The sequence below is a fragment of the Peribacillus sp. B65 genome, assembly GCF_058513295.1.
Genome location: NZ_CP195840.1, coordinates 62510 through 87499, shown reverse-complemented (window position 1 = coordinate 87499; position 24990 = coordinate 62510). Strand labels below are relative to the sequence as shown.

The window sequence follows — 24990 nt, the reverse complement described above, 5'->3', positions numbered from 1 at the left end:
TGTTCCCTATTTTTTGAAATGTCATGAATTTTTGGTAGTATTGCAAGAAAGCATGATGAACGAATGAAAAGATTACATAGTTGGAGGTTCTCATGAGTAACGCTAAATATAAACGTGTCGTTTTAAAACTAAGTGGCGAAGCATTAGCCGGTGAAGAAGGATTTGGAATTAACCCTGCAGTAATTAAATCTATTGCTGAACAAGTCAAGGAAGTGGCTGAGCTTGATGTAGAAGTGGCTGTTGTTGTCGGCGGCGGAAACATTTGGCGCGGGAAAATAGGCAGTGAAATGGGCATGGATCGTGCTAATGCCGATTATATGGGGATGCTGGCTACAGTCATGAACTCATTGGCATTACAAGACAGCCTTGATCAGCTTGGAATTGAAACGCGCGTGCAAACTTCCATTGAGATGAGGCAAGTCGCTGAGCCATACATTAGACGCCGTGCTATCAGGCATCTAGAGAAAAAGAGAGTGGTGATTTTTGCAGCTGGTACAGGTAATCCATACTTCTCAACGGATACCACTGCCGCCCTGCGTGCTGCTGAAATTGAAGCTGATGTCATCTTGATGGCGAAGAATAATGTGGATGGCGTATACAATGCAGATCCGGTTAAGGACAAAAATGCGGTGAAGTATGATAAACTTTCCTACCTTGATGTGATTAAAGAAGGGTTAGAAGTAATGGATTCAACTGCGTCCTCACTATGCATGGACAATGATATTCCATTGATCGTCTTCTCGATCATGGAAAAAGGTAATATTAAACGGGCCGTATTAGGCGAAACGCTTGGTACTATTGTAAGGGGGAAATAAAAGATGCCGAAACAAGTTATTTCGAATGCGAAAACGAAAATGGAAAAAGCCATTGGAGCGTACACACGTGAATTAGCAAGCATCCGTGCCGGAAGGGCAAATGCCTCATTGCTTGATAGAATCTCGATCGATTATTATGGATCGCCGACACCAGTCAATCAGGTGGCAGGAATTTCTGTCCCGGAAGCTAGACTATTAGTCATTCAACCATATGATAAAACGGTTTTGGGTGAAATCGAAAAGGCGATTTTGAAATCAGACTTGGGATTAAATCCTTCTAATGATGGATCGGTCATCAGGATTGCCATCCCAGCTCTAACGGAAGAGCGCAGAAAAGAGCTTGTGAAAGTCGTTAAAAAAGAAGCGGAAGAAGCGAAAATAGCTGTCCGTAATGTTCGTCGCGATGCTAATGATGATTTGAAAAAGCTTGAAAAAAGTGGTGAAATCACTGAAGATGATTTACGTGGCTATGCAGATGACATCCAAAAGATGACAGATGGCAACATCACGAAAATTGATGAAATTACAAAAGATAAAGAAAAAGAAATTATGGAAGTATAATTCCCACTGAAGAATTGATTAAATAAAGAGGGCCGAATCCATACTGGGTCATGTCTTGGTTCTAACATATAGGTGTGCTTAAAGGAGAAAACTGTTATAATAAGGTTTCTCCGATAATGATTACTCCTTGAGTTAGTATGTTGCATGCAAACGTTGGAGGTGGTCCTTTTTTTGCATTTTTCATGGTAATCATAACCGGTTTTAGAAAAAAAGAAGTAATGATTTCTCCCTTTCTAGCTTCTAATGAAGAAATAATTTTCATATAAATAATATGAGAACCAGTTTTTTTTTGGTATTATAATATAGATTCTTTTTAAGCGGCAGAAAGCTTGATATACATAGTGCACGAAAACTTTGCCTTTGTAGAGAGATAAGTACAACCTGATGGGGGACTAACATATGTATTCACTTTGGAAGCGTTTCGTTAAAAAAGATGCTTCTTCCGATGTAACAAATAGGATTCAGCATATTAAACAGTTTGATGTTCCTCAGCATATCGCCATCATTATGGATGGAAACGGCCGTTGGGCCAAAAAGCGTGCATTGCCACGTGTGGCGGGTCATCATGAAGGAATGAAAACCGTTCGTAGAATTACGAAAGTTGCCAATAAATTAGGGGTCAAAACTTTGACAGTCTATGCGTTTTCCACTGAAAATTGGAAACGTCCGAAAAGTGAAGTCGACTTTTTGATGAAGCTTCCCCAGGAATTTCTGGGGACATTTTTACCAGAGCTCATTTCAGAAAATGTAAGAGTTGAAACGATAGGGGACTTGTCACTCATTCCGTCACATACTCAAGGTGCCGTTAAACGGGCCATGGAGGACACGAAAGACAATGATGGGATGATTCTGAATTTTGCCCTGAACTATGGAAGCCGTGGGGAGATTGTATCTGCAGTGAATAGCATCATTGAAGATGCTAAGAATGGTATAATAAAGGAAAATGTAACTGAGGAAATGCTATCCAGTTACCTGATGACCAAACATTTGTCGGATCCTGATTTACTGATCCGTACAAGCGGTGAAATCCGTTTAAGTAATTTCATGCTTTGGCAGTCGGCTTATACTGAGCTGTGGTTTACTGAGGTGCTATGGCCGGATTTTAGTGAAGAGCATTTATTGCAGGCAGTTGAGGAGTATCAAAAGCGTTCACGAAGATTCGGTGGCGTTTAATGTAGAAGGCGAGGAAAATGGAATAATGAAACAACGAATTATTACGGCGGTCGTAGTTGCCGCTATCTTCATTCCACTAGTCATTTTAGGGGGCACTCCCTTTTTACTGACGGTATATCTGTTAGGGTCAATTGGTTTGTATGAACTGATGAAAATGAAAAAGTTACGTGTACTGTCTTTTGAAGCATTTCTTTCCTACATATTATTGTGGGTGCTTTTATTGCCTAATGAGCATACTGCTTTTTTAGCAGAAATAAATTACGATAAAGTTCAAGTCTTTTTAATCGGGGTTTTGTTGCTATTGCTTTATACAGTCGTTTCAAAAAACCGTTTTACTTTTGATGACGCGGGCTTTCTAGTGATTTCAATCCTATACTTGGGGATAGGCTTCTATTACCTATTTGAAACACGTGACTCATTGGGGTTGGGGCTGATCTATATCCTGCTTACCCTATTTACGATCTGGGCAACCGATTCCGGGGCATACTTCATAGGTAAATCACTTGGTAAAAGAAAGCTATGGCCAGAAATAAGTCCAAACAAGACGGTGGAAGGGTTTATCGGCGGGTTATTTTCCGCGATGGTAGTGGGGGTTCTATTTTACGCCTTCTCCAGCCTGGATTACACGTTATTACAATTATTATTGATTTCATTAATCATTGGGGTATTCGGCCAATTGGGCGATCTCGTCCAATCGGCGTATAAACGTCATTATGGCGTCAAGGATTCAGGAACGCTTCTCCCGGGACATGGTGGGATTTTGGACAGGCTTGATAGCGTGATATTCATTTTACCGATTCTGCATTTATTGCACGTTTTATAATATAAATATAGGCAAGTGTTATCTGAATTAGGAGATGAACAATTTGAAAAATATCAGCCTTTTGGGCGCGACAGGATCGATTGGTCAACAAACAGCGGATGTAGTAAGGTCCCATCCAGATCAATTCAAGATCGTGGCGCTTTCTGCTGGAAAGAATATAGAATTGGTCAGGACTTATATAAAAGAGTTTGAACCGAAACTGGTTTCAGTCCAGACGGAAGAAGATTATCATGTTTTGAAAAGTGAATTCTCCAGCCGCAAAGATATCGAGTTCATGTATGGGGATGAGGGTTTGACTGCTGTTGCCGTTTATGGTCAAGCGACGATATTGGTCAATGCTGTAATTGGAAGCGTGGGTCTATATCCTACACTTCAAGCAATAAAGGCTAAAAAGGATATTGCGATCGCCAACAAGGAGACTTTGGTGACGGCAGGTCATTTGGTCATAAGTGAAGCAAAAAAAGCGGGGGTTAGACTGCTGCCGGTTGACAGTGAGCATTCCGCTATTTTTCAGGCATTGCAAGGTGAAAAGGAAAAAAATATAGAACGACTTGTCATTACTGCTTCAGGAGGCAGTTTTCGAGATCGAACCAGGGAAGAATTGAAGGATGTAACGGTGGAAGAGGCATTGAACCATCCGAACTGGTCAATGGGAGCCAAAATCACGATCGATTCGGCATCAATGATGAATAAAGGATTGGAAGTAATTGAGGCCCACTGGCTATTCGATCTCCCCTACGATAAAATTGATGTATTGCTACATAAGGAGAGCATCATCCATTCCATGGTTGAGTTTCATGACTCCAGCGTGATAGCACAACTGGGGACACCGGATATGAGGGTGCCTATACAATATGCGCTTACTTATCCAGACCGTATTCCGCTGGCAGGGCGCAAACGGCTTAACCTTGCTGAAGCAGGCAAACTGCATTTTAGCGATATGGATTTCACCAGATATCCTTGTTTGCAATTCGCTTATAAAGCGGGTAAAATGGGCGGAACGATGACTACTGTGCTGAATGCCGCCAATGAAGCCGCAGTATCTGCATTCTTATCTGGAAAGGTAACCTTCCTTGATATTGAAACATTGATTGAAAAAGCGCTGAATCAGCATTCCGTCATAGCCCTTCCAGATTTAGAAACGATTCAGGAAGTCGATCATATGACAAGGCAGTATATAGAATCTTTAGTGAAAGATAGGTGACCGGAACATGCAGACTTTAGAAACGATTATAGCGTTCATCATCATTTTTGGAGCTCTAGTATTTTTCCATGAGCTTGGGCACTTAGTGTTTGCTAAGCGAGCAGGAATTTTATGCCGTGAGTTCGCAATCGGTTTCGGGCCAAAAGTATTCACATATAAAAAGAAGGAAACCGTTTATACCATTCGATTGCTTCCTCTTGGCGGGTACGTCCGTATGGCTGGTGAAGATGCAGAGAATATAGAATTGAAGCCCGGCTATCGAGTGGGATTAATGTTTGATAATGAAGAGAATGTTACAAAAATCATTTTGAACAATAAAGATAAATATCCTGATATTCGACTTGTGGAAGTTGAAGTGATCGACCTTGATCATAAACTGATCCTTACTGGTTATGAAGAGGGCGAGGAAGAAACATTAAAAACGTTTGCCATTCATAAAGAAGCGGTGATTGTTGAAAATGGTGTAGAGAACCAGATAGCTCCTTTTGACCGGCAATTTGCCTCAAAGTCGCTTGGGCACCGTTTTCTAACGATTGTAGCTGGACCGGCAATGAATTTCGTTTTGGCTTTTGTCATTTTTGTATTGATCGGCCTGTTTCAAGGAGTCGTGGTGGATGAAGCGAAACTTGGTGAATTGACACCGGATGGCTCGGCAGTAAATGCCGGTTTAAAATCGGGGGATGTCATTCAATCCATAGAAGGGACGGAAGTCTCCACTTGGGGAGATGTTCAGGAAAGCATTCAAAAGAACCCTGGGCAAGAGATCGAGTTCGTCGTTGATAGGGACGGGAAAACATTAGAAGTTCCGGTTGTTCCGCAAGAAGTGGAGAGGGAAGGGAAGAAAATCGGGATTATCGGTGTCTACCCTCCAGTTGAAAAAGCCCCGATTAAAGCTATACAATATGGTTTTACAGAAACGTATTTTTGGACAAAACAAATCTTCATCATCCTTGGTGACCTCGTAACGGGTGGGTTTACGATCGACAGTTTATCTGGTCCTGTAGGAATATATAAATCAACTGAGGAAGTGGCGAAACAAGGTTTATTCACGTTAATGAAATGGGCAGGGCTGCTCAGCATTAACCTGGGAATCATGAACCTGCTTCCGCTACCGGCATTGGATGGAGGAAGACTGTTATTCTTTGTGGTCGAATTCTTGAGAGGGAAACCGATCGATCGTCAAAAAGAAGGAATGGTCCACTTCATCGGCTTTGCTTTGTTGATGTTATTGATGATTGTCGTTACCTGGAATGACATCCAGCGCTTCTTCCTGTAAGACATGTTTGGATAACGCAAAACAGGCCAGCAGAATTATCTGTTGGCCGTTTTCTTATCTGAAGGATTTCCTAGTTTTTTAACCGTTTTGGGGAAATTGTTTGTTTTCTAGGGAAATCGTAAGTATAATCGAGAATGAGTATATTAAATTAGCTTTTCTGAATAACGCGGAAAGTCTTTTTTGTATGAAATGACCGTATTAATGTTGCGGTATTAAATTTACCGTAGCTGCAAGTAATTTATAGGAAATATTGAAGAGGTGCAGATATGAAACAAAGTATGACGTTGATCCCTACATTGAGGGAAGTGCCTGCAGATGCTGAAATCAAAAGCCATCAGCTGCTATTACGTGCAGGATTTATGAGACAAAACTCCAGCGGTGTTTATAGTTTTATGCCGCTTGGAAAAAAGGTGCTTCAAAAGGTTGAGGCGATCGTTCGGGAAGAGCTGGAGAATGCTGGTGCAGTAGAATTGTTGATGCCGGCTTTACAACAAGCCGAATTCTGGCAGGAATCTGGACGCTGGTATACCTATGGTCCAGAGTTGATGCGTCTTAAGGATCGTAACAACCGTGAATTTGCGCTTGGTGCCACACATGAAGAAGTGATAACCAGCTTAGTTCGTGATGAGGTGAAGTCCTACAAGCGTCTTCCATTAACGGTTTACCAAATCCAAACCAAATTCCGTGATGAAAAAAGACCGCGTTTCGGATTGCTGCGTGGACGTGAGTTCATCATGAAGGATGCTTATTCTTTCCATGCCAATCAAGAAAGCCTGGATGCTGTTTATAAAAATTTATATGCGGCATATTCCAATATATTTAGCCGTTGTGGGTTGAACTTCCGTGCCGTCATTGCCGATTCTGGGGCGATGGGTGGTAAAGATACACATGAATTCATGGTCCTGTCAGACATAGGGGAGGATACCATCGCATATTCGGATACTTCCGATTATGCAGCTAATATTGAAATGGCACCTGTGAGTGTAAACTATGAAAAAAACTCCGAAGAACAAATTGCACTTGAAAAAATTCATACACCTGGCCAAAAATCGATTGAAGAAGTTGCATCATTCTTGAATACCGATGCAGAGAAACTAATAAAATCGTTATTGTTTAAAGTGGATGAAAAGTATGTGCTTGTTTTGGTACGAGGAGATCATGAGGTCAATGATATTAAGCTGAAGAATTTCTATAACGCTTCAATCGTTGATTTGGTCGATCCAAATGAAACGAAGGAAGTCTTAGGATGTACAATTGGATCTCTCGGACCAATCAATGTCACTTCTGAGGTTGAAGTGATTGCGGATTTTGCCGTCGAAGCCATGGTTAATGGAGTTTGTGGTGCCAATGAGGAAGACCACCATTATGTGAACGTAAATCCCGCTCGTGATTTTAACGTGGCCAATTATATAGATCTACGTTTCATCCAAGAGGGTGACCCATCACCGGACGGAAACGGAAAAATCAAATTTGCCAAAGGGATTGAGGTAGGCCACGTATTCAAACTAGGAACTAAATATTCCGAAGCTATGAATGCGACATTCCTAGATGAAAATGGACGGTCGCAGCCAATGATCATGGGATGTTATGGTATTGGGGTTTCCCGTACACTTGCAGCTGTTGCTGAACAATTCAACGATGAAAAAGGATTGGTCTGGCCAGCGAATTTAGCGCCATACCAAGTCCATTTGATTCCAATCAATATGAAGGATGAGTCTCAGGCTGCCCTGGGAGAAGATTTATATAATGAGTTAAAGGCACAAGGCATGGAAGTTCTAATGGATGATCGTCAAGAACGTGCGGGCGTGAAATTCGCAGACTCCGACTTGATCGGTCTTCCTGTCAGGGTGACTGTAGGTAAAAAGGCATCCGACGGAATCGTCGAAGTGAAAATCCGTAAAACGGGTGAGGTTCTTGAAATTGAAAGAGCTGAATTAACTCAAAAGCTTCACGAAATACTGGGGTAATTTAAAAATAGGGGAATTAGGCATCATTCAATTGGATGATGCCTTTCCTTTTCATGGATTTGGATACTAGTGAAACATTCATGATATGTTATAATAGCCTCTGATATCAAAACGAAAATGATAGTGAATAATATCTAAAGAGATAGTAGATAGGGGAGAGAGGGAATGGATCAAAATCCAAATAGCGGTAGAGAGAGATTTCAACTCTTGCTCCAGCAAATGGACTTGACTGAGGATGCCTTTGTGAATTATTTCATAGGTGCCGAAATTGATAAACTCTCGATCGAGAGGGAGTCCAAAACATGGCATTTTGCCTTTAATATACCTGCATTAATTCCTTGCAGTGTTCATACAAGACTTGCTACTCATCTAGCAAGTACGTTTTCCCATATTGCAAAGGTCACATTCAACTTGAATGTGGCCAATCCGCAGGTGACGGAACAATTGGTGATAGAGTATTGGAAAAACTGCATTGGCGAGCTTGAAGGCATGTCTCCAGCACTTTTATCACTTCTGAATGAACAAGTGCCAACGGTGAATGGATATAAGCTTATCGTAAGCGCCCGAAATGATACGGAGGCTGGTCAGTTAAAACGCAAATACTCCGGCATCATTTCGAATATCTACCAAACATTCGGTTTTCCTCCGTTGACACTTGAAGCGGAAGTGAAGGAAACGGTTTCGAATCCTGATTACCAGAAGTTTTTAGAAGAGAAACAAAAGGAAGACGCGGAAAAGGGACTTGCCGCCCTAGTGGAAATGCAGAAGAAAGAATCGGAAAAAGGCGGCGACGATGGCGTCTACGAAGGACCGGTTAAAATTGGCTATACGATTAAAGAAGATGCGGATTTCCGCAGAATCGAACAGATTATCGATGAAGAGCGCAGGATTGCCATCGAAGGCTTCGTATTTGATGCAGAAGTGCGTGAGTTACGCAGCGGACGAAGCCTGCTGACCTTTAAAGTCACCGATTATACGAGCTCGATATTGGTCAAAATGTTTTCGCGTGATAAAGAAGATGCCGCCATACTTGCCCGAGTGAAAAAAGGGATGTGGGTACGTGCCCAAGGCAGCATTCAAAATGATACATTCGTACGTGACCTTGTAATGATTGCAAATGATATAAATGAAATTTCTAAACAAGGACGGCAGGATAAGGCTCCAGAAGGGGAAAAGCGTGTCGAACTGCATATGCATACCCCAATGAGCTCGATGGATGCAGTGACACCTACATCTGCGCTTGTTGCCCAGGCTGCAAAGTGGGGACATAAGGCTGTGGCCATTACAGATCATGCGGGAGCACAATCATTTCCTGAAGCTTATAGTGCCGGGAAAAAGAATGGTATCAAAATCCTTTATGGCGTAGAAGTGAATCTTGTAAATGATGGTGTACCAATTGTTTATAATGAGGCGCATATCGCTTTGGCAGATGCCACCTATGTTGTGTTTGACGTAGAGACGACAGGCCTGTCAGCTGTTTATGATACGATCATTGAATTTGCTGCAGTGAAAATTCGTGGCGGTGACATCATTGATCGATTCGAGTCATTTGCGAATCCGCATCACCCACTATCCAATACGACGATAGAATTGACTGGAATCACTGATGATCTTGTACAAAATGCTCCAGAAGTCTCGGAAGTACTGGAAAAGTTCAAGGACTGGGCAGGCGATGCAATCCTGGTTGCCCACAACGCAGCCTTCGATATGGGCTTTTTGAATATAGGTTATAAAAACTTGGGTTACCCTAAAGCTTCCAATCCAGTTCTTGATACATTGGAACTTGCCCGTTTCCTATATCCAGAGTTTAAAAATCACCGGTTAAATACATTATGTAAAAAGTTCGATATTGATTTGACCCAGCATCATAGGGCCATTTATGACGCCGAAGCTACTGGTTACCTTATGCTGAAGATGCTGAAGGATGCAATGGAAAAGGAGATTACCCATCATGATCAACTTAATGACAATATGGGTAAAGGAAATGCTTATCAGCGTTCCCGCCCGTCACATTGTACACTGATCGCGCAAACACAGGCTGGGTTAAAAAACCTATTCAAATTAATTTCAATATCACACATCGATTATTTCTATCGTGTGCCCCGGTTACCGCGCTCACAACTTAAAAAGTATCGTGAAGGAATCTTGGTGGGATCGGGTTGCGATAAAGGGGAAGTTTTTGAAGGGATGATGCAGAAGGGTTTTGAGGAAGTCGTCGATATCGCCGAATTCTACGATTATCTTGAAATTCATCCGAAGGAAGTGTATCAGCATTTGATTGAGCTTGAATATGTACGGGATGATAAATCATTAGAAACGATCATCTCCAATATCGTCAAGCTTGGTGAAAAATTGGATAAGCCAGTCGTAGCCACGGGAAATGTGCATTATTTGGAGCCGAATGATAAAATTTACCGCAAAATCCTTGTGAATTCACAAGGCGGCGCCAATCCGCTGAATCGTCATAAGCTGCCTGACGTACATTTTCGGACAACAGATGAAATGCTGCGGGAATTCTCCTTCCTCGGTTCCGAGAAAGCCAAAGAGGTCGTGGTGACCAACACGAATAAAATCGCTGATATGATTGAAGAAATCAAGCCAATCAAGGATGAGCTATACACACCTAAAATTGAAGGTGCAGATGAAGAGATGCGTGAAATGAGTTATGGCATGGCAAGGAAGATTTATGGAGAGAACCTGCCTGAAATCGTGGAAGCCCGTCTTGAAAAAGAATTGAAAAGCATCATTGGCCACGGTTTTGCCGTTATTTATTTAATTTCTCACAAACTTGTTAAAAAATCATTGAATGATGGTTATCTAGTTGGTTCAAGGGGATCGGTTGGATCATCTTTCGTTGCCACCATGACTGAAATTACAGAGGTAAATCCGCTTCCGCCGCATTATGTATGTCCGGAGTGCAAGAAATCCGAATTCTTCAATGACGGTTCTGTAGGTTCCGGGTTTGACCTGCCCGATAAAGACTGTCCCGATTGCGACATTGCTTATACAAAAGACGGGCATGATATCCCGTTTGAAACTTTCCTTGGGTTTAAAGGGGATAAGGTTCCCGATATCGACTTGAACTTCTCCGGTGAATATCAGCCGAAGGCCCATAACTATACGAAGGTCTTATTCGGTGAAGAATATGTATATCGTGCAGGGACGATTGGTACGGTCGCCGAAAAAACGGCTTATGGATATGTAAAGGGGTATTCCTCCGATAATAACATCCATATGCGTGGAGCCGAGACTGATCGCCTTGTTGCCGGCTGTACTGGTGTGAAACGGACGACAGGACAGCATCCTGGCGGAATCATCGTTGTTCCGGATTATATGGATATCTATGATTTCACACCTATTCAGTTCCCTGCGGATGACAGGAATTCCGAGTGGAAAACTACTCACTTTGATTTCCATTCCATTCACGATAATATTTTGAAACTTGATATACTTGGACACGATGATCCGACTGTAATCCGGATGCTTCAAGATTTAAGCGGCATCGATCCAAAGACCGTTCCTACCGATGATCCGGAAGTAATGAAAATATTCAGCAGCACTGAATCTTTAGGAGTTACCGAGGAACAGATCATGTGTAAAACGGGTACGCTTGGCATCCCGGAATTTGGTACGCGTTTTGTCCGGCAAATGCTTGAAGATACGAAACCTACGACATTTTCCGAACTTGTTCAGATTTCAGGGCTTTCCCACGGTACGGATGTATGGCTGAGCAATGCACAGGAACTGATTCACAACCGGATATGTACACTAAGTGAGGTTATAGGCTGCCGGGATGATATTATGGTCTATTTGATTTATCAAGGTCTTGATCCTTCCCTGGCGTTTAAAATCATGGAATCTGTTCGTAAAGGGAAAGGGCTCTCTGAGGAATTTGAAGAGGAAATGAGAAAAAATGAGGTACCGGAATGGTATATCGATTCATGTAAGAAGATTAAATACATGTTCCCGAAAGCCCATGCTGCAGCTTACGTCTTGATGGCTGTCCGGATTGCCTACTTTAAAGTCCATCTGCCTTTATTGTATTATGCAGCCTATTTCACAGTGCGTGCCGATGATTTTGAAATCGACGCCATGACACGGGGATCGCAGGCCATCAAAGCAAAAATGGAAGAAATCATGGTAAAGGGATTGGATGCATCCACCAAGGAAAAGAATACATTGACGGTTCTCGAACTTGCTTTGGAAATGTGTGAACGCGGATATTCCTTCGCTAAAGTTGACTTGTACAAATCCAGTGCAGATCAATTCTTAATTGAAGGAAATACTTTGATACCGCCTTTTAATTCGATACCGGGTCTTGGGACGAATGCGGCGATCAATATTGTCAATGCACGGAAAAATGGTGAATTCCTCTCCAAAGAAGATCTTCAGCAACGTGGGAAGGTTTCGAAGACCATCCTTGAATACCTTGATAAACAAGGCTGTCTGGAATCATTGCCTGAACAAAATCAGTTATCATTATTTTAAAGGGGAAACTGATTTCAAAAAGGAAGAAACAGACATGATATTTGCATAAATATCTTGATTATGGTATATTTTTATTGGAAATACTAAGAGGAACCAATGGAAAGAGTGGGGAAACCCACTCTTTCGTGTTGTATTGACCATTTAATTTTGAATCCGAAACCAAGCGCATACAACGCACGTATGGAGGAAACAAATGAGTAAAAAGGTAACGGAAGTCGTAGAGGAATTAGCATTACCAGTTCTTGAAGAATTGCAGCTTGAATTAGTCGAAGTGGAGTATGTGAAGGAAGGTAAAAGCTGGTTCCTTCGAGTGTACATTGATAAAGAAACAGGCGTAGATATTGATGATTGCGGAAATGTGAGTGAAAAACTCAGTGAAAAGCTTGATGAGGTTGATCCGATTCCACAAAATTATTTTCTCGAAGTTTCATCACCCGGAGCTGAAAGGCCTCTGAAAAAGGAGAAGGATTTCCTTAATGCTATCGGTAAAAATGTTTACATAAAAACATACGAGCCCATTTTAGATGAAAAAGAATTCGAAGGAATCTTAACCAGTTTCGATGGTGAAGAAGTGACACTCGAAGTCAGAATCAAGACAAGAAAGAAAACGATCGTCATACCATTCGAAAAGGTAGCGAAAGCAAGATTGGCGATTACCTTCGCTTAAGTCAAGCAAATCATTAATTTAAATATCCGTAAGGGGGATCACCATGGGCAATGAGTTATTGGATGCTCTCTATATTTTAGAAAACGAAAAAGGAATTTCCAGGGAGGTTTTGATCGACGCGATCGAATCTGCCCTTATATCGGCATATCGCCGTAACTTTAACCAAGCACAAAATGTTCGTATCGACTTGAATCTTGGTAAAGGGACTATGCGTGTATTTGCCAGAAAAGACGTTGTTGACGAAGTGTTCGATTCACGTCTGGAAATTTCTGTTGAAGAAGCAAGAGCAATTGATCCCAACTATCAGTTAGAGGATATTGTCGAAATGGAAGTAACACCTAAGGATTTCGGCCGTATTGCTGCACAAACAGCAAAACAAGTCGTCACTCAAAGGGTGCGTGAAGCGGAACGGGGCATCATTTATGCCGAATTCATCGATCGTGAAGAGGATATCATGACTGGTATCGTTCAACGCCAGGATTCCCGATTCATTTATGTGAGCCTAGGTAAAATCGAAGCTTTGCTCCCGGTGAATGAGCAAATGCCGAATGAACAGTATAAGCCACATGATCGCATTAAAGTTTTCATCACTAAAGTTGAAAAGACTTCCAAGGGCCCGCAAATTTTTGTATCCCGTTCACATCCTGGCCTTTTAAAACGTTTATTCGAAATCGAAGTGCCTGAAATTTTTGATGGAACAGTAGAAATTAAGTCAGTTGCTCGCGAAGCAGGCGACCGTTCAAAAATCTCCGTGCACTCCGATAACGAAGAAGTAGATCCAGTCGGTTCTTGTGTAGGCCAAAAAGGACAGCGTGTCCAGGCCATCGTCAATGAATTGAAAGGTGAAAAAATCGATATCGTTAAATGGTCGGAGAATCCGGTCATTTTCGTTGCGAATGCTTTAAGCCCTTCAAAAGTACTTGAAGTTATTGTTAAAGAAGAGGAAAAGGCGACGACTGTAATCGTTCCGGATTATCAACTTTCCCTGGCAATTGGTAAGCGTGGACAAAATGCCCGTTTAGCTGCCAAGCTTACAGGCTGGAAAATTGATATCAAGAGTGAAACGGAAGCCCGCGAAGCTGGTATTTATCCTGTGGAAGAACAGGAATTCCTTTTGAGCAGAGATAGTTATGTTACTGAAGAGGAAACAGATTTCGAAGAGGATAACGAGTAATTCGAGGTGAAAAAAGATGAATAGCCGAAAAAAAATCCCGATGCGTAAATGTGTGGCTACAGGCGAAATGAAGCCGAAGAAAGAACTCATTCGCATCGTTCGATCTAAAGAAGGGGAAGTCAGCCTTGATCCTACCGGAAAGAAATCTGGAAGGGGAGCTTATTTGACTCTTGATCGGGATGTTATCGAGCTGGCCAAAAAGAAAAATGTGCTGGCTAATCACCTTAGTACCCAAATCGATTCTTCCCTTTATGAACAATTGCTTGAATTAGTGAATAAGGAGAAAAACTAACACCATGACCCAACAACAACAATGGATGTCTCTATTAGGTTTGGCCAATCGAGCACGCAAGCTAATTTCGGGTGAAGAATTAGTGGTTAAAGAGATTAGAAGCGGTAATGCCAAAGTTGTTATTTTATCCGCGGACGCTTCAAAAAACACTGAAAAAAAAATATCTGATAAGTGCGCATTTTATCAGGTTCCTTTAAAAAGAGTCGAAAGCAGGTCATTGCTCGGCCATGCGATAGGCAAGGATGCTAGAGTTGCCGTCGCAGTTCTGGATGAAGGTTTTGCACAAAAACTCCGAACGCTGCTCGATTAAATTTTACGGGGGTGAACGTATGACAAAATTGCGTGTATATGAATATGCAAAACAAAAGAACGTTTCAAGCAAGGATGTAATAAATAAACTTAAAGAAATGAATATAGAGGTAACAAACCATATGACAGCATTAGACGATTCAACTGTAAATAAATTAAACGATTCAATCAAACCTAAAAACGAAGATAAAAGCCAAGAACCAAAAGCTAACGCTACGGTTGCGAAGTACGAAGCTGAGGCGGATGAAAAGAGCACAGTCAATAAAGAAAAACTGAAGAAAAAACCACCAGTTAAACCTGTAGGGACGAAAAAACCAACAGGTCAGTTCAACAAAGGTCGCAATAACAAGAATAAAAATAATAAACAAAGACAACAAGCGCCTCAGGCACCTGTAACAAAACGTAAAGAAAGGGAACTTCCTGAGAAAATTACGTTTTATGAGTCTTTGACGGTTATGGAACTTGGAAAAAAACTTCACCGTGAACCTTCTGAAATCATTAAAAAACTCTTTATGCTTGGTGTTATGGCAACAATCAACCAGACTTTGGATAAAGATGCAATTGAATTGATTTGTGCGGAATACGGTGTAGTGGCCGAAGAAGAGATTCGTATCGACCTAACAGACCTGGAATCACTTGTAACTGAGGACGCTTCTGAAGATTTGATTGAACGTCCGGCTGTCGTGACGATCATGGGTCACGTCGACCATGGTAAAACGACATTGCTTGATTCTATACGCCATACAAAAGTAACTGAAGGCGAAGCAGGCGGAATCACTCAGCATATCGGTGCTTATCAAGTTAAAGTTAACGATAAGAAAATAACATTCCTGGATACACCAGGCCATGCTGCGTTTACGACAATGCGTGCCCGCGGTGCACAAGTTACCGATATCACCATCCTTGTCGTCGCTGCGGATGATGGCGTTATGCCTCAAACGATTGAAGCGATCAACCATGCTAAAGCGGCAGAAGTTCCAATCATCGTCGCTGTCAATAAGATGGATAAAGAAGCTGCCAATCCGGACCGTGTCATGCAAGAATTGACAGAGCACGGTTTAGTTTCTGAAGCATGGGGAGGAGATACGATCTTCGTACCAATTTCAGCTAAAAACGGTGAAGGCATCGACAGCTTGCTTGAAATGATTCTTCTTGTCAGTGAAGTGGAAGAGTATAAAGCTAATCCATCTCGTAAAGCAAATGGAACTGTCATCGAAGCACGTTTGGATAAAGGGCGCGGATCGGTTGCCACTTTGCTAGTTCAAAACGGAACGTTGAAAATCGGCGATCCGATTGTTATCGGTAATACATTCGGACGTGTCCGTGCTATGGTTAACGATCTTGGACGCCGTGTTAAGGATGCAGGTCCATCAACACCGGTTGAAATCACAGGATTGAACGAAGTGCCACAGGCCGGCGATCGTTTCATCGTCTTTGAAGATGAGAAAACGGCCCGTCAAGTTGGGGAAGTGCGTGCACAAAGGCAACTTGCTTCACAACGTAATGAAAAATCCCGTGTAACCCTGGATACATTGTTCGAACAAATGAAAGAAGGGGAAATTAAAGAATTGAACATCATTTTAAAGGCTGATGTTCAAGGTTCTGCGGAAGCAGTAGCCGCTTCCCTGAATAAAATAGAAGTGGAAGGCGCTAAAGTAAAAATCATACACACTGGCGTCGGTGCTATCACAGAGTCTGACATCATCCTTGCTACAGCTTCGAATGCAATCGTCATCGGATTCAACGTCCGTCCTGACGTGAATGCGAAGCGTGCAGCTGAATCAGAAAATGTTGATGTCCGCCTTCACCGCATCATCTATAAAGCGATCGAAGAGATCGAGTCGGCTATGAAAGGGATGCTTGACCCTGAATTCGAAGAAAAAATTATCGGTCAGGCTGAAGTCCGTACGACTTTCAAAGTATCCAAGGTTGGTACGATTGCCGGTTCTTACGTTACAGAAGGAAAAATCACTCGTGACAGCGGAATTCGCTTAATTCGTCAAGGTGTCGTCATTTTCGAAGGTGAAATTGATGCATTGAAACGCTTTAAAGATGATGTAAAAGAAGTGGCAACGAACTATGAGTGCGGTATTACGATTAAAAATTACAACGACCTTAAAGAAGGCGATGTAATTGAAGCGTATGTTATGGAAGAGATTGAACGTAAATGATCGTTGGCTCTGTCCAATGTGAATGCATCATCCATGACACCCATTCTTTGAAAGAAAAACGGGCCGTGCTTCAGCGTGTCATGACACGGCTTAAGCAGAAGTTCAATATTTCTGTAGCAGAAACCGATTTTCAGGATTTATGGCAGCGGACAACGATTACTATCGTTACCGTAACATCCTCACGGAAGGCTACTGAACGGGAACTTCAAAATGCCCTTAAATTTCTAGATTCTTTTCCGGAACTAGAGCGAACAATAACAGATATAGACTGGCTTTAGGCTATCGAGGTGATATTATGAGCCTTCGTTCAAATCGTGTTGGCGAACAAATGAAAAAAGAGCTGAGTGAAATTATCGGCCGAAAAATTAAAGATCCAAGAATCGGATTTGTTACTGTGACGGATGTCGCGGTTACAGGCGATTTACAACAGGCAACAGTTTATATTTCCGTTTTGGGTGACCAGGAACAAAGGGAGAAAACCCTGCAAGGTCTAGCTAAGGCGAAAGGATTCATGCGTTCAGAAATTGGGCAGCGGATCCGCCTTCGCAAAACCCCTGAGCTGTTTTTTGAATTTGATGAATCGGTCGATTATGGTAATCGTATCGAGTCGTTGATTTCCCAAATCAATAAACCGGCTGAAAAAGACGAGGAATAAGCAAGCAGTAAAAGGAGGCCGACTCAATAAGTGCTTTGCACTTCTTGAAGTCGGTCTCTTTTTTTTGAAAAATGGATATGTAAAAAAGCGAAAAACACCTATCGAAATTGGAATTCATTTTGCTTTATGATAGTAATTTAGGGTGTTTTATAAATGATGAGGTGAAAGCGTGAACGGTATTCTTCCATTATGGAAACCCAAGGGATTGACATCCCATGATTGTGTTTTTAAATTAAGAAAGATCCTAAAGACTAAAAAGGTTGGGCACACAGGTACTTTAGATCCTGATGTAACAGGGGTTTTACCTATTTGTATTGGCAGGGCAACCAAGATAGCCGAATATTTGACAGAAGCCGGTAAAGCGTATGAAGGGGAAGTGACCCTTGGTTTTTCCACGACAACTGAAGACGTAAGCGGTGAAAAAGTGGAAGAGAAAAAGGTTGATCAAGTGATTCAGCGTAAACGGATTCTGGAAGTGCTGGAATCACTGACTGGAAAGATTGAACAGACGCCGCCAATGTATTCAGCAGTAAAGGTAAACGGGAAGAAGTTATATGAATATGCCCGTGCAGGGGTGGAAGTGGAGAGGCCGACAAGGGAGGTCACCATTTATGATATTAGTCTTCTCGATGATCGTTCTGAATTTAAAGGGGAAACCATCTCTTTTCGGTTTCGCGTCAAATGCAGCAAAGGAACGTATATTCGGACGCTTGCAGTCATGATGGGGGAAGAATTGGGTTTTCCTGCCCATATGTCAGACTTGACACGTATTGAATCAGCGGGTTTTAAGCAGGAGGATTGTTTCACATTTGCTGAAGTGGAAGACTTCATGGAAAGTGGACAAACGGATAAATTTCTGCTGCCTTTGGAACGGGGATTATTTCATTTGCCCAAATTTCAGATTAGTGATAAAGTAGCAAAGAAAGTACTTAACGGTGCGGTATTGGAACAAACAAAGGATGTTGTTGTTGATAAAGGGATGCCTTTTGTTATGGTCGACCCAGCAGATAAGGCCATTGCCATTTATCAAATACATCCGACAAAAGAGGGATTAATTAAACCTGTAAAAGTATTGGCACAAGAATTATAGACCGTTTTACCGTCGGAAAGAGGAGATTGAAAGGTGAAAGTGATCGCAATAGAGCATCCTCATCAATTTAATTCGGATGATTTTCCCGAGCTTGTAATGGCGCTTGGATTTTTTGATGGTATACATAAAGGTCATCAGATTGTTATTCAGACCGCCAAGCAAAAAGCCGATGAAATGAATCTTAAGTCAGCAGTAATGACATTTGACCCGCATCCTTCTGCAGTACTGGGTAGGAAAACGGAAAATATCCGCTATATCACTCCACTTGAAGATAAGGTGGATATCATAGAGTCGATGGAGATAGATTATTTATTCATTGTCCATTTCAGCAAGGAATTTGCTTCGGTTCTGCCGCAGCGGTTCGTTGACGAATACATTGCCGGGCTGAATGTCCGTCACGTAGTTGCAGGCTTTGATTATTCCTACGGTCGCTATGGTCAAGGATCGATGGAAGATTTGCCTGTTTATGCACAGGGCAGATTTTCACAGACAGTCGTCGCAAAACAGACAATTGAAGATGAAAAGGTTAGCTCGACGAGAATCAGGGAAACTCTCGGTAACGGCAGCTTTACCGACTTTTATCATTTGGCTGGCCGCCGCTATTTAACGAAAGGTCATGTCGTTCACGGTGAAAAGCGGGGCAGGAAATTGGGTTTCCCCACCGCTAATATTGATGTGGGTGATGATTATATTTTTCCTGCTGCCGGCGTATATGCCGTCAGGATCAAAATAAGCGGTAAATGGTATAAAGGGGTTTGCAATGTCGGTTACAAACCTACATTCCACGAAGAAAAACCTAAATATCCGACTGTAGAGGTTCATGCCTTGGAGTTCTCGGGAGATATTTATGGCAACCAAGTCTCGGTTGAGTGGCATATAAGACTTCGGAGTGAGCAGAAATTTTCCGGACTTGAAGCATTGGTCGCTCAGATCGAAACGGATAAGCAAAATGCCATAGCCTATTTTGCAAAGCTTGAAGGATAAAAGACAAGACTTGCAATTTTAATGAAAAACATGTATTCTATTGTATGTATGAAAATAACCATTGCTTGGCTAGTCGAGACTCCGACGCTGGCTCGGTAATAGGTGATTTTACAGAATTTTAGGAGGAATAATAACATGGCAATTACACAAGTACGCAAAAACGAACTTATCGCTGAGTTCAGAACTCACGATACTGACACTGGGTCTCCAGAAGTTCAAATCGCAGTATTAACAGAAGAAATCAACAACTTGAACGGTCACTTACGCACACACAAAAAAGATCACCATTCACGTCGCGGTCTTCTAAAAATGGTAGGTAAACGTCGTAATCTTTTAACTTACCTACGTAACAAAGACGTTACTCGTTACCGTACACTAATTAACAAATTAGGTCTACGTAGATAATTTTTTCAGGAAGGCGGGAAATTTCCCGCTTTTTTGATGTTAATCAAATGATTTGGACGTATTCTACTTAAGGCTGGGCCTTCGTCCTTGGGACTCGGCAGGAGCCGGGTCCTTTTCCATTTATAAATGATCGGGATATACATAATCAAATGAATGAAATTTTTATTCATTTTACTGTTAATGCTTGTTTTTTTCGTGCATAATAGGAATAGTTTGGTTTTAACTCGAGTTCAGTTACTTTTCACATATAAATGATTTATCCAATACAGGTTTAGGTAAACTAAGCCTCTAAGTGAAGATTCAGAGAGGGGTTTAATAAATGGGACAGGAAAAACATACGTATTCATTTGACTGGGCCGGCCGTAATGTAACGGTAGAGATAGGGCAATTGGCCAAACAAGCGAACGGGGCAGTTTTAGTCCGTTATGGAGAAACTGCTGTATTAAGTACAGCGACGGCTTCAAAGGAACCTAGAAATGTCGACTTTTTCCCTTTAACAGTCAACTACGAAGAAAGACTATATGCAGTCGGTAAAATTCCGGGAGGCTTCATTAAACGTGAAGGACGACCGAGTGAAAGGGCAATTCTTGCAAGCCGCTTGATTGACCGTCCAATCCGTCCGCTTTTCGCCGATGGCTTCAGGAATGATGTTCAAATCATCAGCATGGTCATGAGTGTCGATCAGGATTGTTCTACGGAAATGGCAGCTATGCTAGGTTCTTCACTTGCACTTTCAGTTTCCGATATTCCGTTTGAAGGTCCAATTGCCGGAGTTGTAGTGGGGAGGATCAATAATGAATTCATTATTAACCCTACTGTCGACCAACTAGCTAAAAGTGACATCAATCTGACGGTTGCCGGCACTAAAGATGCTATCAACATGGTTGAAGCCGGAGCAAATGAAGTACCAGAGGAAACGATGCTTGAAGCAATCATGTTTGGACATGATGAAATCAAGAAGATCATTGCATTCCAAGAGAAAATCGTTGCTGAAATCGGCAAGGAAAAAATGCAGGTCACTTTATATCAAGTGGATGCAGAACTGGAAGCAGAAGTGAAAGGCCTATGTGAAGCAGACTTGAACAAAGCTGTACAAGTTCAGGAAAAGCATGCTCGTGAAGACGCGATCAAAGAAGTAAAAGATCGTGTATTGGGTCATTATGAGGAAGAAACTGATGAAGAAAAATTAAAGCAAATCAAAGAAATCCTGAATAAATTGGTCAAATCCGAAGTCCGCCGTTTAATCACGGAAGAAAAAGTGCGTCCGGATGGCCGTAATCCTGACGAAATCAGACCATTATCATCAGAAGTTACGATTCTGCCTCGTACACATGGTTCCGGATTGTTCACACGCGGACAAACCCAAGCTCTATCGATCTGTACATTAGGTGCGCTTGGTGATGTGCAGATTCTGGACGGACTTGGAACCGAAGAGTCAAAACGTTTTATGCACCACTATAACTTCCCGCATTTCAGTGTCGGTGAAACTGGCCCTATCCGTGGGGCAGGACGCCGTGAAATCGGTCATGGTGCACTTGGTGAAAGGGCATTGGAGCCTGTTATTCCAAACGATAAAGACTTCCCTTACACAATCAGACTTGTTTCTGAAGTGCTTGAATCAAACGGTTCAACATCACAAGCAAGTATTTGTGCAAGCACGTTGGCAATGATGGATGCAGGCGTTCCATTGAAGGCTCCAGTTGCCGGTATTGCCATGGGTCTTGTCAAATCAGGTGAGCACTATACAATCTTAACGGATATTCAAGGCATGGAAGACCATCTGGGAGACATGGACTTTAAAGTCGCAGGTACTTCAAAAGGTGTTACTGCCCTGCAAATGGATATTAAGATTGAGGGTCTTTCAAGAGAGATCCTTGAAGAAGCTTTACTTCAAGCCAAACATGGCCGGATGCATATTTTGGAATCAATGATGTCAACAATCAATCAACCGCGTGAGCAGTTATCCAAATATGCTCCAAAAATCGTTACGATGTCCATAAATCCGGATAAGATCCGTGATGTGATTGGACCGAGCGGAAAACATATCAACAAAATCATTGAAGAAACTGGCGTGAAAATCGACATCGAACAAGATGGAACGGTATTCATATCTTCTACTGATGAACCAATGATTCAAAAAGCGAAGAAAATCATTGAGGATATCGTACGTGAAGTCGTAGTGGGCGAACTATACTTAGGTAAAGTTAAACGTATCGAAAAGTTCGGTGCCTTCGTTGAAATCTTCAACGGTAAAGACGGTTTGGTACATATTTCTGAACTGGCTGAAGAAAGAGTCGGAAAAGTGGAAGATGTCGTTTCACTTGGTGATGAATTATTGGTCAAAGTTACTGAGATCGATAAGCAAGGAAGGGTAAACCTTTCCCGTAAAGCGGTCTTGAAAGAGCAAAAAGAGGCAGCCAACCCTTCTCAATCGTAATGAAAAATGAAATCCGGCATGCGGTTCCTTGTGAATCTGCATGCTTTTTTTGTTTAAAGTATGGGAATATCCATAGTGTGAATGGCGTTAAAAGGATGTCAAGTTCTACCTTGTCCGTTTTCTTCATACATTTTGGTATGAAGGGGGCGTAAAAAATGAATAATAAATGGAAGCAGATAGTTGCGATAAGTGCCATTGCAGGTATATCATGGTTATTAGTGCAAAATCCATATACACAAATTTATTTGACCCAATTAACCGATGATTCAGTTGCTTCAATGAAGCAAGAAGACGAGCTTCTTTTACAAATAAAAGAATCAACAAAAAAATATGAGATTGCACCACAGGATGCACGAATAGATTCTGTCTGGAAAACCGTTCCTGCATATAACGGCCTGAAGGTAAATATTGATGATTCGTATAAAGCCATGAAGAAGGAGGGCGTGTTCGATAAGGATAAGCTGGTGTTTCAGCAGGTTCCTGCGAAGATACATATGGAGGATCTGGATCCGGCTCCGATCTACCGGGCCCATCCCGAAAAGCCAGTCGTTTCATTTTTGATCAATGTAGCCTGGGGGAATGAATACTTACAAGATATGTTGGCCGTGTTAAAAAAGCATAATGTCAAGGCCACTTTTTTCCTGGAAGGCAATTGGACCAAGAAAAACCCAGATTTAGCCAAAATGATCAAGGGTGGCGGACATGAAATTGGAAATCATTCTTATTCACATCCCGATATGAAAAACATCTCCGCACAAGCTACACGTGAGGAAATTCGAAAAACGAACGAAGTCATTGAAGCGGTGACGGGTTTGAAAATGAAATGGTTCGCACCACCAAGTGGAAGCTACCGGGACGAAACGGTGAAAATCGCGGATTCTTTCGGTATGGAGACCGTCATGTGGAGTGTGGATACGATCGACTGGCAAAAGCCAAGCCCTGAAGTCCTTCAACAAAGAGTGCTTTCTAAGGTACACCCCGGAGCATTTATATTGATGCATCCGACGGAATCTACTGCAAAATCATTGGAAACGTTAATAATTGAAATGAAAAAGAAAAACTTAGATGTTGTTACCGTTTCGGAAGCAGTAGATGAAGAGCGATCGAATCCATAAAGTATTGGTTACGATAGCAGCATAGAATGATTGGGAGGAATGTTAGTTGATTAAGAAATACACGTGTCAAAATGGAGTTAGAATTGTATTGGAAAATATTCCAACTGTACGCTCTGCAGCAATTGGAGTATGGATCAAAACAGGTTCAAGAAATGAAACACCGGAATTGAATGGGGTATCACATTTCTTGGAGCATATGTTCTTCAAAGGGACAGCTACGAGAAATGCGCGTGAAATTGCCGAGTCATTCGATAGTATTGGCGGACAGGTGAATGCATTCACTTCAAAAGAGTATACATGCTATTATGCTAAAGTAATGGATAACCATGCAAGCTATGCGCTTGAAATCCTTGCTGATATGTTCTTCAACTCAACATTTGATGGTGAAGAATTGAAAAAAGAAAAAAATGTCGTCTACGAAGAAATCAAAATGTACGAAGACACACCAGATGACATTGTCCATGACCTCTTAAGCAAGGCGGTATATGAAAATCATCCCCTTGGCTATCCGATACTTGGCACGGAAAATACGCTTGAAACGTTCAATAGTGATACATTAAAAAAATACGTCCATGACATGTATACACCAGATAAAGTAGTTGTATCCATTGCTGGGAATGTAGATGAAAAAATGATTAAGGAAGTCGAAAGCTACTTTGGCTCGTATCAAGGAGGGGAAGATCGTCTTGAATTGGTCAAGCCTACCTTCCATGAAAATAGGATCACCCGTAAAAAAGATACGGAACAAGCCCATTTATGCCTTGGCTACAAAGGGTTGGAAATTGGCAATGATAAAACATACAGCCTGATTACTTTGAATAATATTCTTGGAGGAAGCATGAGCAGCCGCTTATTCCAGGACGTCAGGGAGCAACGAGGCCTTGCCTATTCCGTATATTCCTATCATTCCAGCTATCAAGATAGCGGTATGGTGACGGTATATGGGGGGACAGGCACAAATCAGCTTGACAGCCTGTATGAAACCATTCAGGAAACACTGGATACTCTAAAAAGGGATGGCATTACGGAAAAGGAATTACGGAATAGTAAAGAGCAACTTAAAGGCAGCTTGATGCTTAGCCTTGAAAGCACGAATAGCCGCATGAGCCGGAACGGAAAAAATGAGCTGATGTTAGGTGAGCACCGTTCCCTTGATGATATCATCATCAAGATTGACGAGGTGACGGAGGATACCGTCAATGAATTGGCAAACCAGATCTTTACGGAACATTCATTGTCATTAGTGAGCCCGTTGGAAAACTGGGATAAATAATGACGGACAAGTCTGCACCTTCCTTTAATTAATGGGGGGGCAGGCTTTTTTTCTTTGAATGCGGGAGGGTCCAATGTTATGGACAATATTTGGATAAATGCCTTCTAAGTT

Annotated in this window: 21 protein-coding genes; all 21 read left to right on the top strand. The window is 41.9% G+C overall.

Annotation, left to right across the window (positions count from 1 at the left end; translation table 11 throughout):
* Nucleotides 1-92: 92 nt before the first annotated feature.
* The 21 genes from pyrH to ACSR9O_RS00285 all read left to right on the top strand — a co-directional run bounded on the left by pyrH (nt 93) and on the right by ACSR9O_RS00285 (nt 24879).
* Complete coding sequence (pyrH, locus tag ACSR9O_RS00385) at nt 93-815, top strand: UMP kinase (protein ID WP_034313639.1); 723 nt, start codon at nt 93-95, stop codon at nt 813-815.
* Nucleotides 816-818: 3 nt separating this feature from the next.
* A complete protein-coding gene (frr, locus tag ACSR9O_RS00380; protein ID WP_101224671.1) occupies nt 819-1376 on the top strand; it encodes a ribosome recycling factor in 558 nt (185 codons plus the stop codon).
* A gap of 399 nt (nt 1377-1775) precedes the next feature.
* On the top strand, nt 1776-2549 hold the full coding sequence (gene uppS / locus ACSR9O_RS00375; protein WP_101224672.1) for an undecaprenyl pyrophosphate synthase: 774 nt from the start codon (nt 1776-1778) through the stop codon (nt 2547-2549).
* Nucleotides 2550-2574: 25 nt separating this feature from the next.
* Entirely contained in the window at nt 2575-3372 is a 798-nt protein-coding gene (locus ACSR9O_RS00370; protein WP_260357096.1) for a phosphatidate cytidylyltransferase, read from the top strand.
* Nucleotides 3373-3415: 43 nt separating this feature from the next.
* Entirely contained in the window at nt 3416-4576 is a 1161-nt protein-coding gene (gene dxr / locus ACSR9O_RS00365; protein WP_101224673.1) for a 1-deoxy-D-xylulose-5-phosphate reductoisomerase, read from the top strand.
* Between the two features lie 7 nt (nt 4577-4583).
* Entirely contained in the window at nt 4584-5852 is a 1269-nt protein-coding gene (gene rseP, locus ACSR9O_RS00360; RefSeq protein WP_101224674.1) for an RIP metalloprotease RseP, read from the top strand.
* Between the two features lie 266 nt (nt 5853-6118).
* The gene (locus tag ACSR9O_RS00355) at nt 6119-7819 is read left to right on the top strand and encodes a proline--tRNA ligase (protein WP_491723780.1); all 1701 of its coding nucleotides are present in this window, start codon (nt 6119-6121) and stop codon (nt 7817-7819) included.
* 165 nt (nt 7820-7984) lie between these two features.
* Nucleotides 7985-12307, top strand: coding sequence for a PolC-type DNA polymerase III (locus tag ACSR9O_RS00350; protein ID WP_491723779.1), 4323 nt, complete (start codon nt 7985-7987; stop codon nt 12305-12307).
* 193 nt (nt 12308-12500) lie between these two features.
* Entirely contained in the window at nt 12501-12974 is a 474-nt protein-coding gene (rimP, locus tag ACSR9O_RS00345; protein ID WP_101224677.1) for a ribosome maturation factor RimP, read from the top strand.
* Between the two features lie 43 nt (nt 12975-13017).
* Nucleotides 13018-14148 (top strand): transcription termination factor NusA, encoded by a 1131-nt coding sequence (gene nusA / locus ACSR9O_RS00340; RefSeq protein ID WP_076366463.1) that lies wholly within the window; start codon nt 13018-13020, stop codon nt 14146-14148.
* Nucleotides 14149-14164: 16 nt separating this feature from the next.
* Nucleotides 14165-14440 (top strand): RNase P modulator RnpM, encoded by a 276-nt coding sequence (gene rnpM / locus ACSR9O_RS00335; protein WP_061462443.1) that lies wholly within the window; start codon nt 14165-14167, stop codon nt 14438-14440.
* A gap of 4 nt (nt 14441-14444) precedes the next feature.
* A complete protein-coding gene (locus tag ACSR9O_RS00330) occupies nt 14445-14750 on the top strand; it encodes a YlxQ family RNA-binding protein (protein WP_034313614.1) in 306 nt (101 codons plus the stop codon).
* A gap of 19 nt (nt 14751-14769) precedes the next feature.
* The gene (gene infB / locus ACSR9O_RS00325; protein ID WP_101224678.1) at nt 14770-16920 is read left to right on the top strand and encodes a translation initiation factor IF-2; all 2151 of its coding nucleotides are present in this window, start codon (nt 14770-14772) and stop codon (nt 16918-16920) included.
* A complete protein-coding gene (locus ACSR9O_RS00320) occupies nt 16917-17198 on the top strand; it encodes a DUF503 domain-containing protein (RefSeq protein ID WP_101224679.1) in 282 nt (93 codons plus the stop codon). Before infB ends, ACSR9O_RS00320 begins: the two co-directional genes overlap by 4 nt.
* Before the next feature lie 17 nt (nt 17199-17215).
* A complete protein-coding gene (rbfA, locus tag ACSR9O_RS00315; protein ID WP_101224680.1) occupies nt 17216-17575 on the top strand; it encodes a 30S ribosome-binding factor RbfA in 360 nt (119 codons plus the stop codon).
* Nucleotides 17576-17744: 169 nt separating this feature from the next.
* Nucleotides 17745-18665, top strand: a complete 921-nt coding sequence (gene truB, locus ACSR9O_RS00310) for a tRNA pseudouridine(55) synthase TruB (protein ID WP_230177481.1) — start codon at nt 17745-17747, stop codon at nt 18663-18665.
* Nucleotides 18666-18698: 33 nt separating this feature from the next.
* Nucleotides 18699-19649: a bifunctional riboflavin kinase/FAD synthetase gene (gene ribF, locus ACSR9O_RS00305; protein WP_101224682.1), complete on the top strand. Its 951-nt coding sequence runs from the start codon at nt 18699-18701 to the stop codon at nt 19647-19649.
* 135 nt (nt 19650-19784) lie between these two features.
* Entirely contained in the window at nt 19785-20054 is a 270-nt protein-coding gene (gene rpsO / locus ACSR9O_RS00300) for a 30S ribosomal protein S15 (RefSeq protein WP_053345367.1), read from the top strand.
* Between the two features lie 319 nt (nt 20055-20373).
* A complete protein-coding gene (pnp, locus tag ACSR9O_RS00295) occupies nt 20374-22491 on the top strand; it encodes a polyribonucleotide nucleotidyltransferase (RefSeq protein WP_230177479.1) in 2118 nt (705 codons plus the stop codon).
* 155 nt (nt 22492-22646) lie between these two features.
* Nucleotides 22647-23606: a polysaccharide deacetylase family protein gene (locus ACSR9O_RS00290; RefSeq protein ID WP_260357104.1), complete on the top strand. Its 960-nt coding sequence runs from the start codon at nt 22647-22649 to the stop codon at nt 23604-23606.
* Nucleotides 23607-23652: 46 nt separating this feature from the next.
* A complete protein-coding gene (locus ACSR9O_RS00285) occupies nt 23653-24879 on the top strand; it encodes a M16 family metallopeptidase (RefSeq protein ID WP_230177475.1) in 1227 nt (408 codons plus the stop codon).
* Nucleotides 24880-24990: the final 111 nt, after the last annotated feature.

Coding starts and splice junctions, on each gene's coding strand:
- pyrH (WP_034313639.1), top strand. CDS start 93: ATGAGTAACGCTAAATATAAACGTGTCGTTTTAAAACTAAGTGGCGAA.
- frr (WP_101224671.1), top strand. CDS start 819: ATGCCGAAACAAGTTATTTCGAATGCGAAAACGAAAATGGAAAAAGCC.
- uppS (WP_101224672.1), top strand. CDS start 1,776: ATGTATTCACTTTGGAAGCGTTTCGTTAAAAAAGATGCTTCTTCCGAT.
- ACSR9O_RS00370 (WP_260357096.1), top strand. CDS start 2,575: ATGAAACAACGAATTATTACGGCGGTCGTAGTTGCCGCTATCTTCATT.
- rseP (WP_101224674.1), top strand. CDS start 4,584: ATGCAGACTTTAGAAACGATTATAGCGTTCATCATCATTTTTGGAGCT.
- ACSR9O_RS00355 (WP_491723780.1), top strand. CDS start 6,119: ATGAAACAAAGTATGACGTTGATCCCTACATTGAGGGAAGTGCCTGCA.
- ACSR9O_RS00350 (WP_491723779.1), top strand. CDS start 7,985: ATGGATCAAAATCCAAATAGCGGTAGAGAGAGATTTCAACTCTTGCTC.
- rimP (WP_101224677.1), top strand. CDS start 12,501: ATGAGTAAAAAGGTAACGGAAGTCGTAGAGGAATTAGCATTACCAGTT.
- nusA (WP_076366463.1), top strand. CDS start 13,018: ATGGGCAATGAGTTATTGGATGCTCTCTATATTTTAGAAAACGAAAAA.
- rnpM (WP_061462443.1), top strand. CDS start 14,165: ATGAATAGCCGAAAAAAAATCCCGATGCGTAAATGTGTGGCTACAGGC.
- ACSR9O_RS00330 (WP_034313614.1), top strand. CDS start 14,445: ATGACCCAACAACAACAATGGATGTCTCTATTAGGTTTGGCCAATCGA.
- infB (WP_101224678.1), top strand. CDS start 14,770: ATGACAAAATTGCGTGTATATGAATATGCAAAACAAAAGAACGTTTCA.
- ACSR9O_RS00320 (WP_101224679.1), top strand. CDS start 16,917: ATGATCGTTGGCTCTGTCCAATGTGAATGCATCATCCATGACACCCAT.
- rbfA (WP_101224680.1), top strand. CDS start 17,216: ATGAGCCTTCGTTCAAATCGTGTTGGCGAACAAATGAAAAAAGAGCTG.
- rpsO (WP_053345367.1), top strand. CDS start 19,785: ATGGCAATTACACAAGTACGCAAAAACGAACTTATCGCTGAGTTCAGA.
- pnp (WP_230177479.1), top strand. CDS start 20,374: ATGGGACAGGAAAAACATACGTATTCATTTGACTGGGCCGGCCGTAAT.
- ACSR9O_RS00290 (WP_260357104.1), top strand. CDS start 22,647: ATGAATAATAAATGGAAGCAGATAGTTGCGATAAGTGCCATTGCAGGT.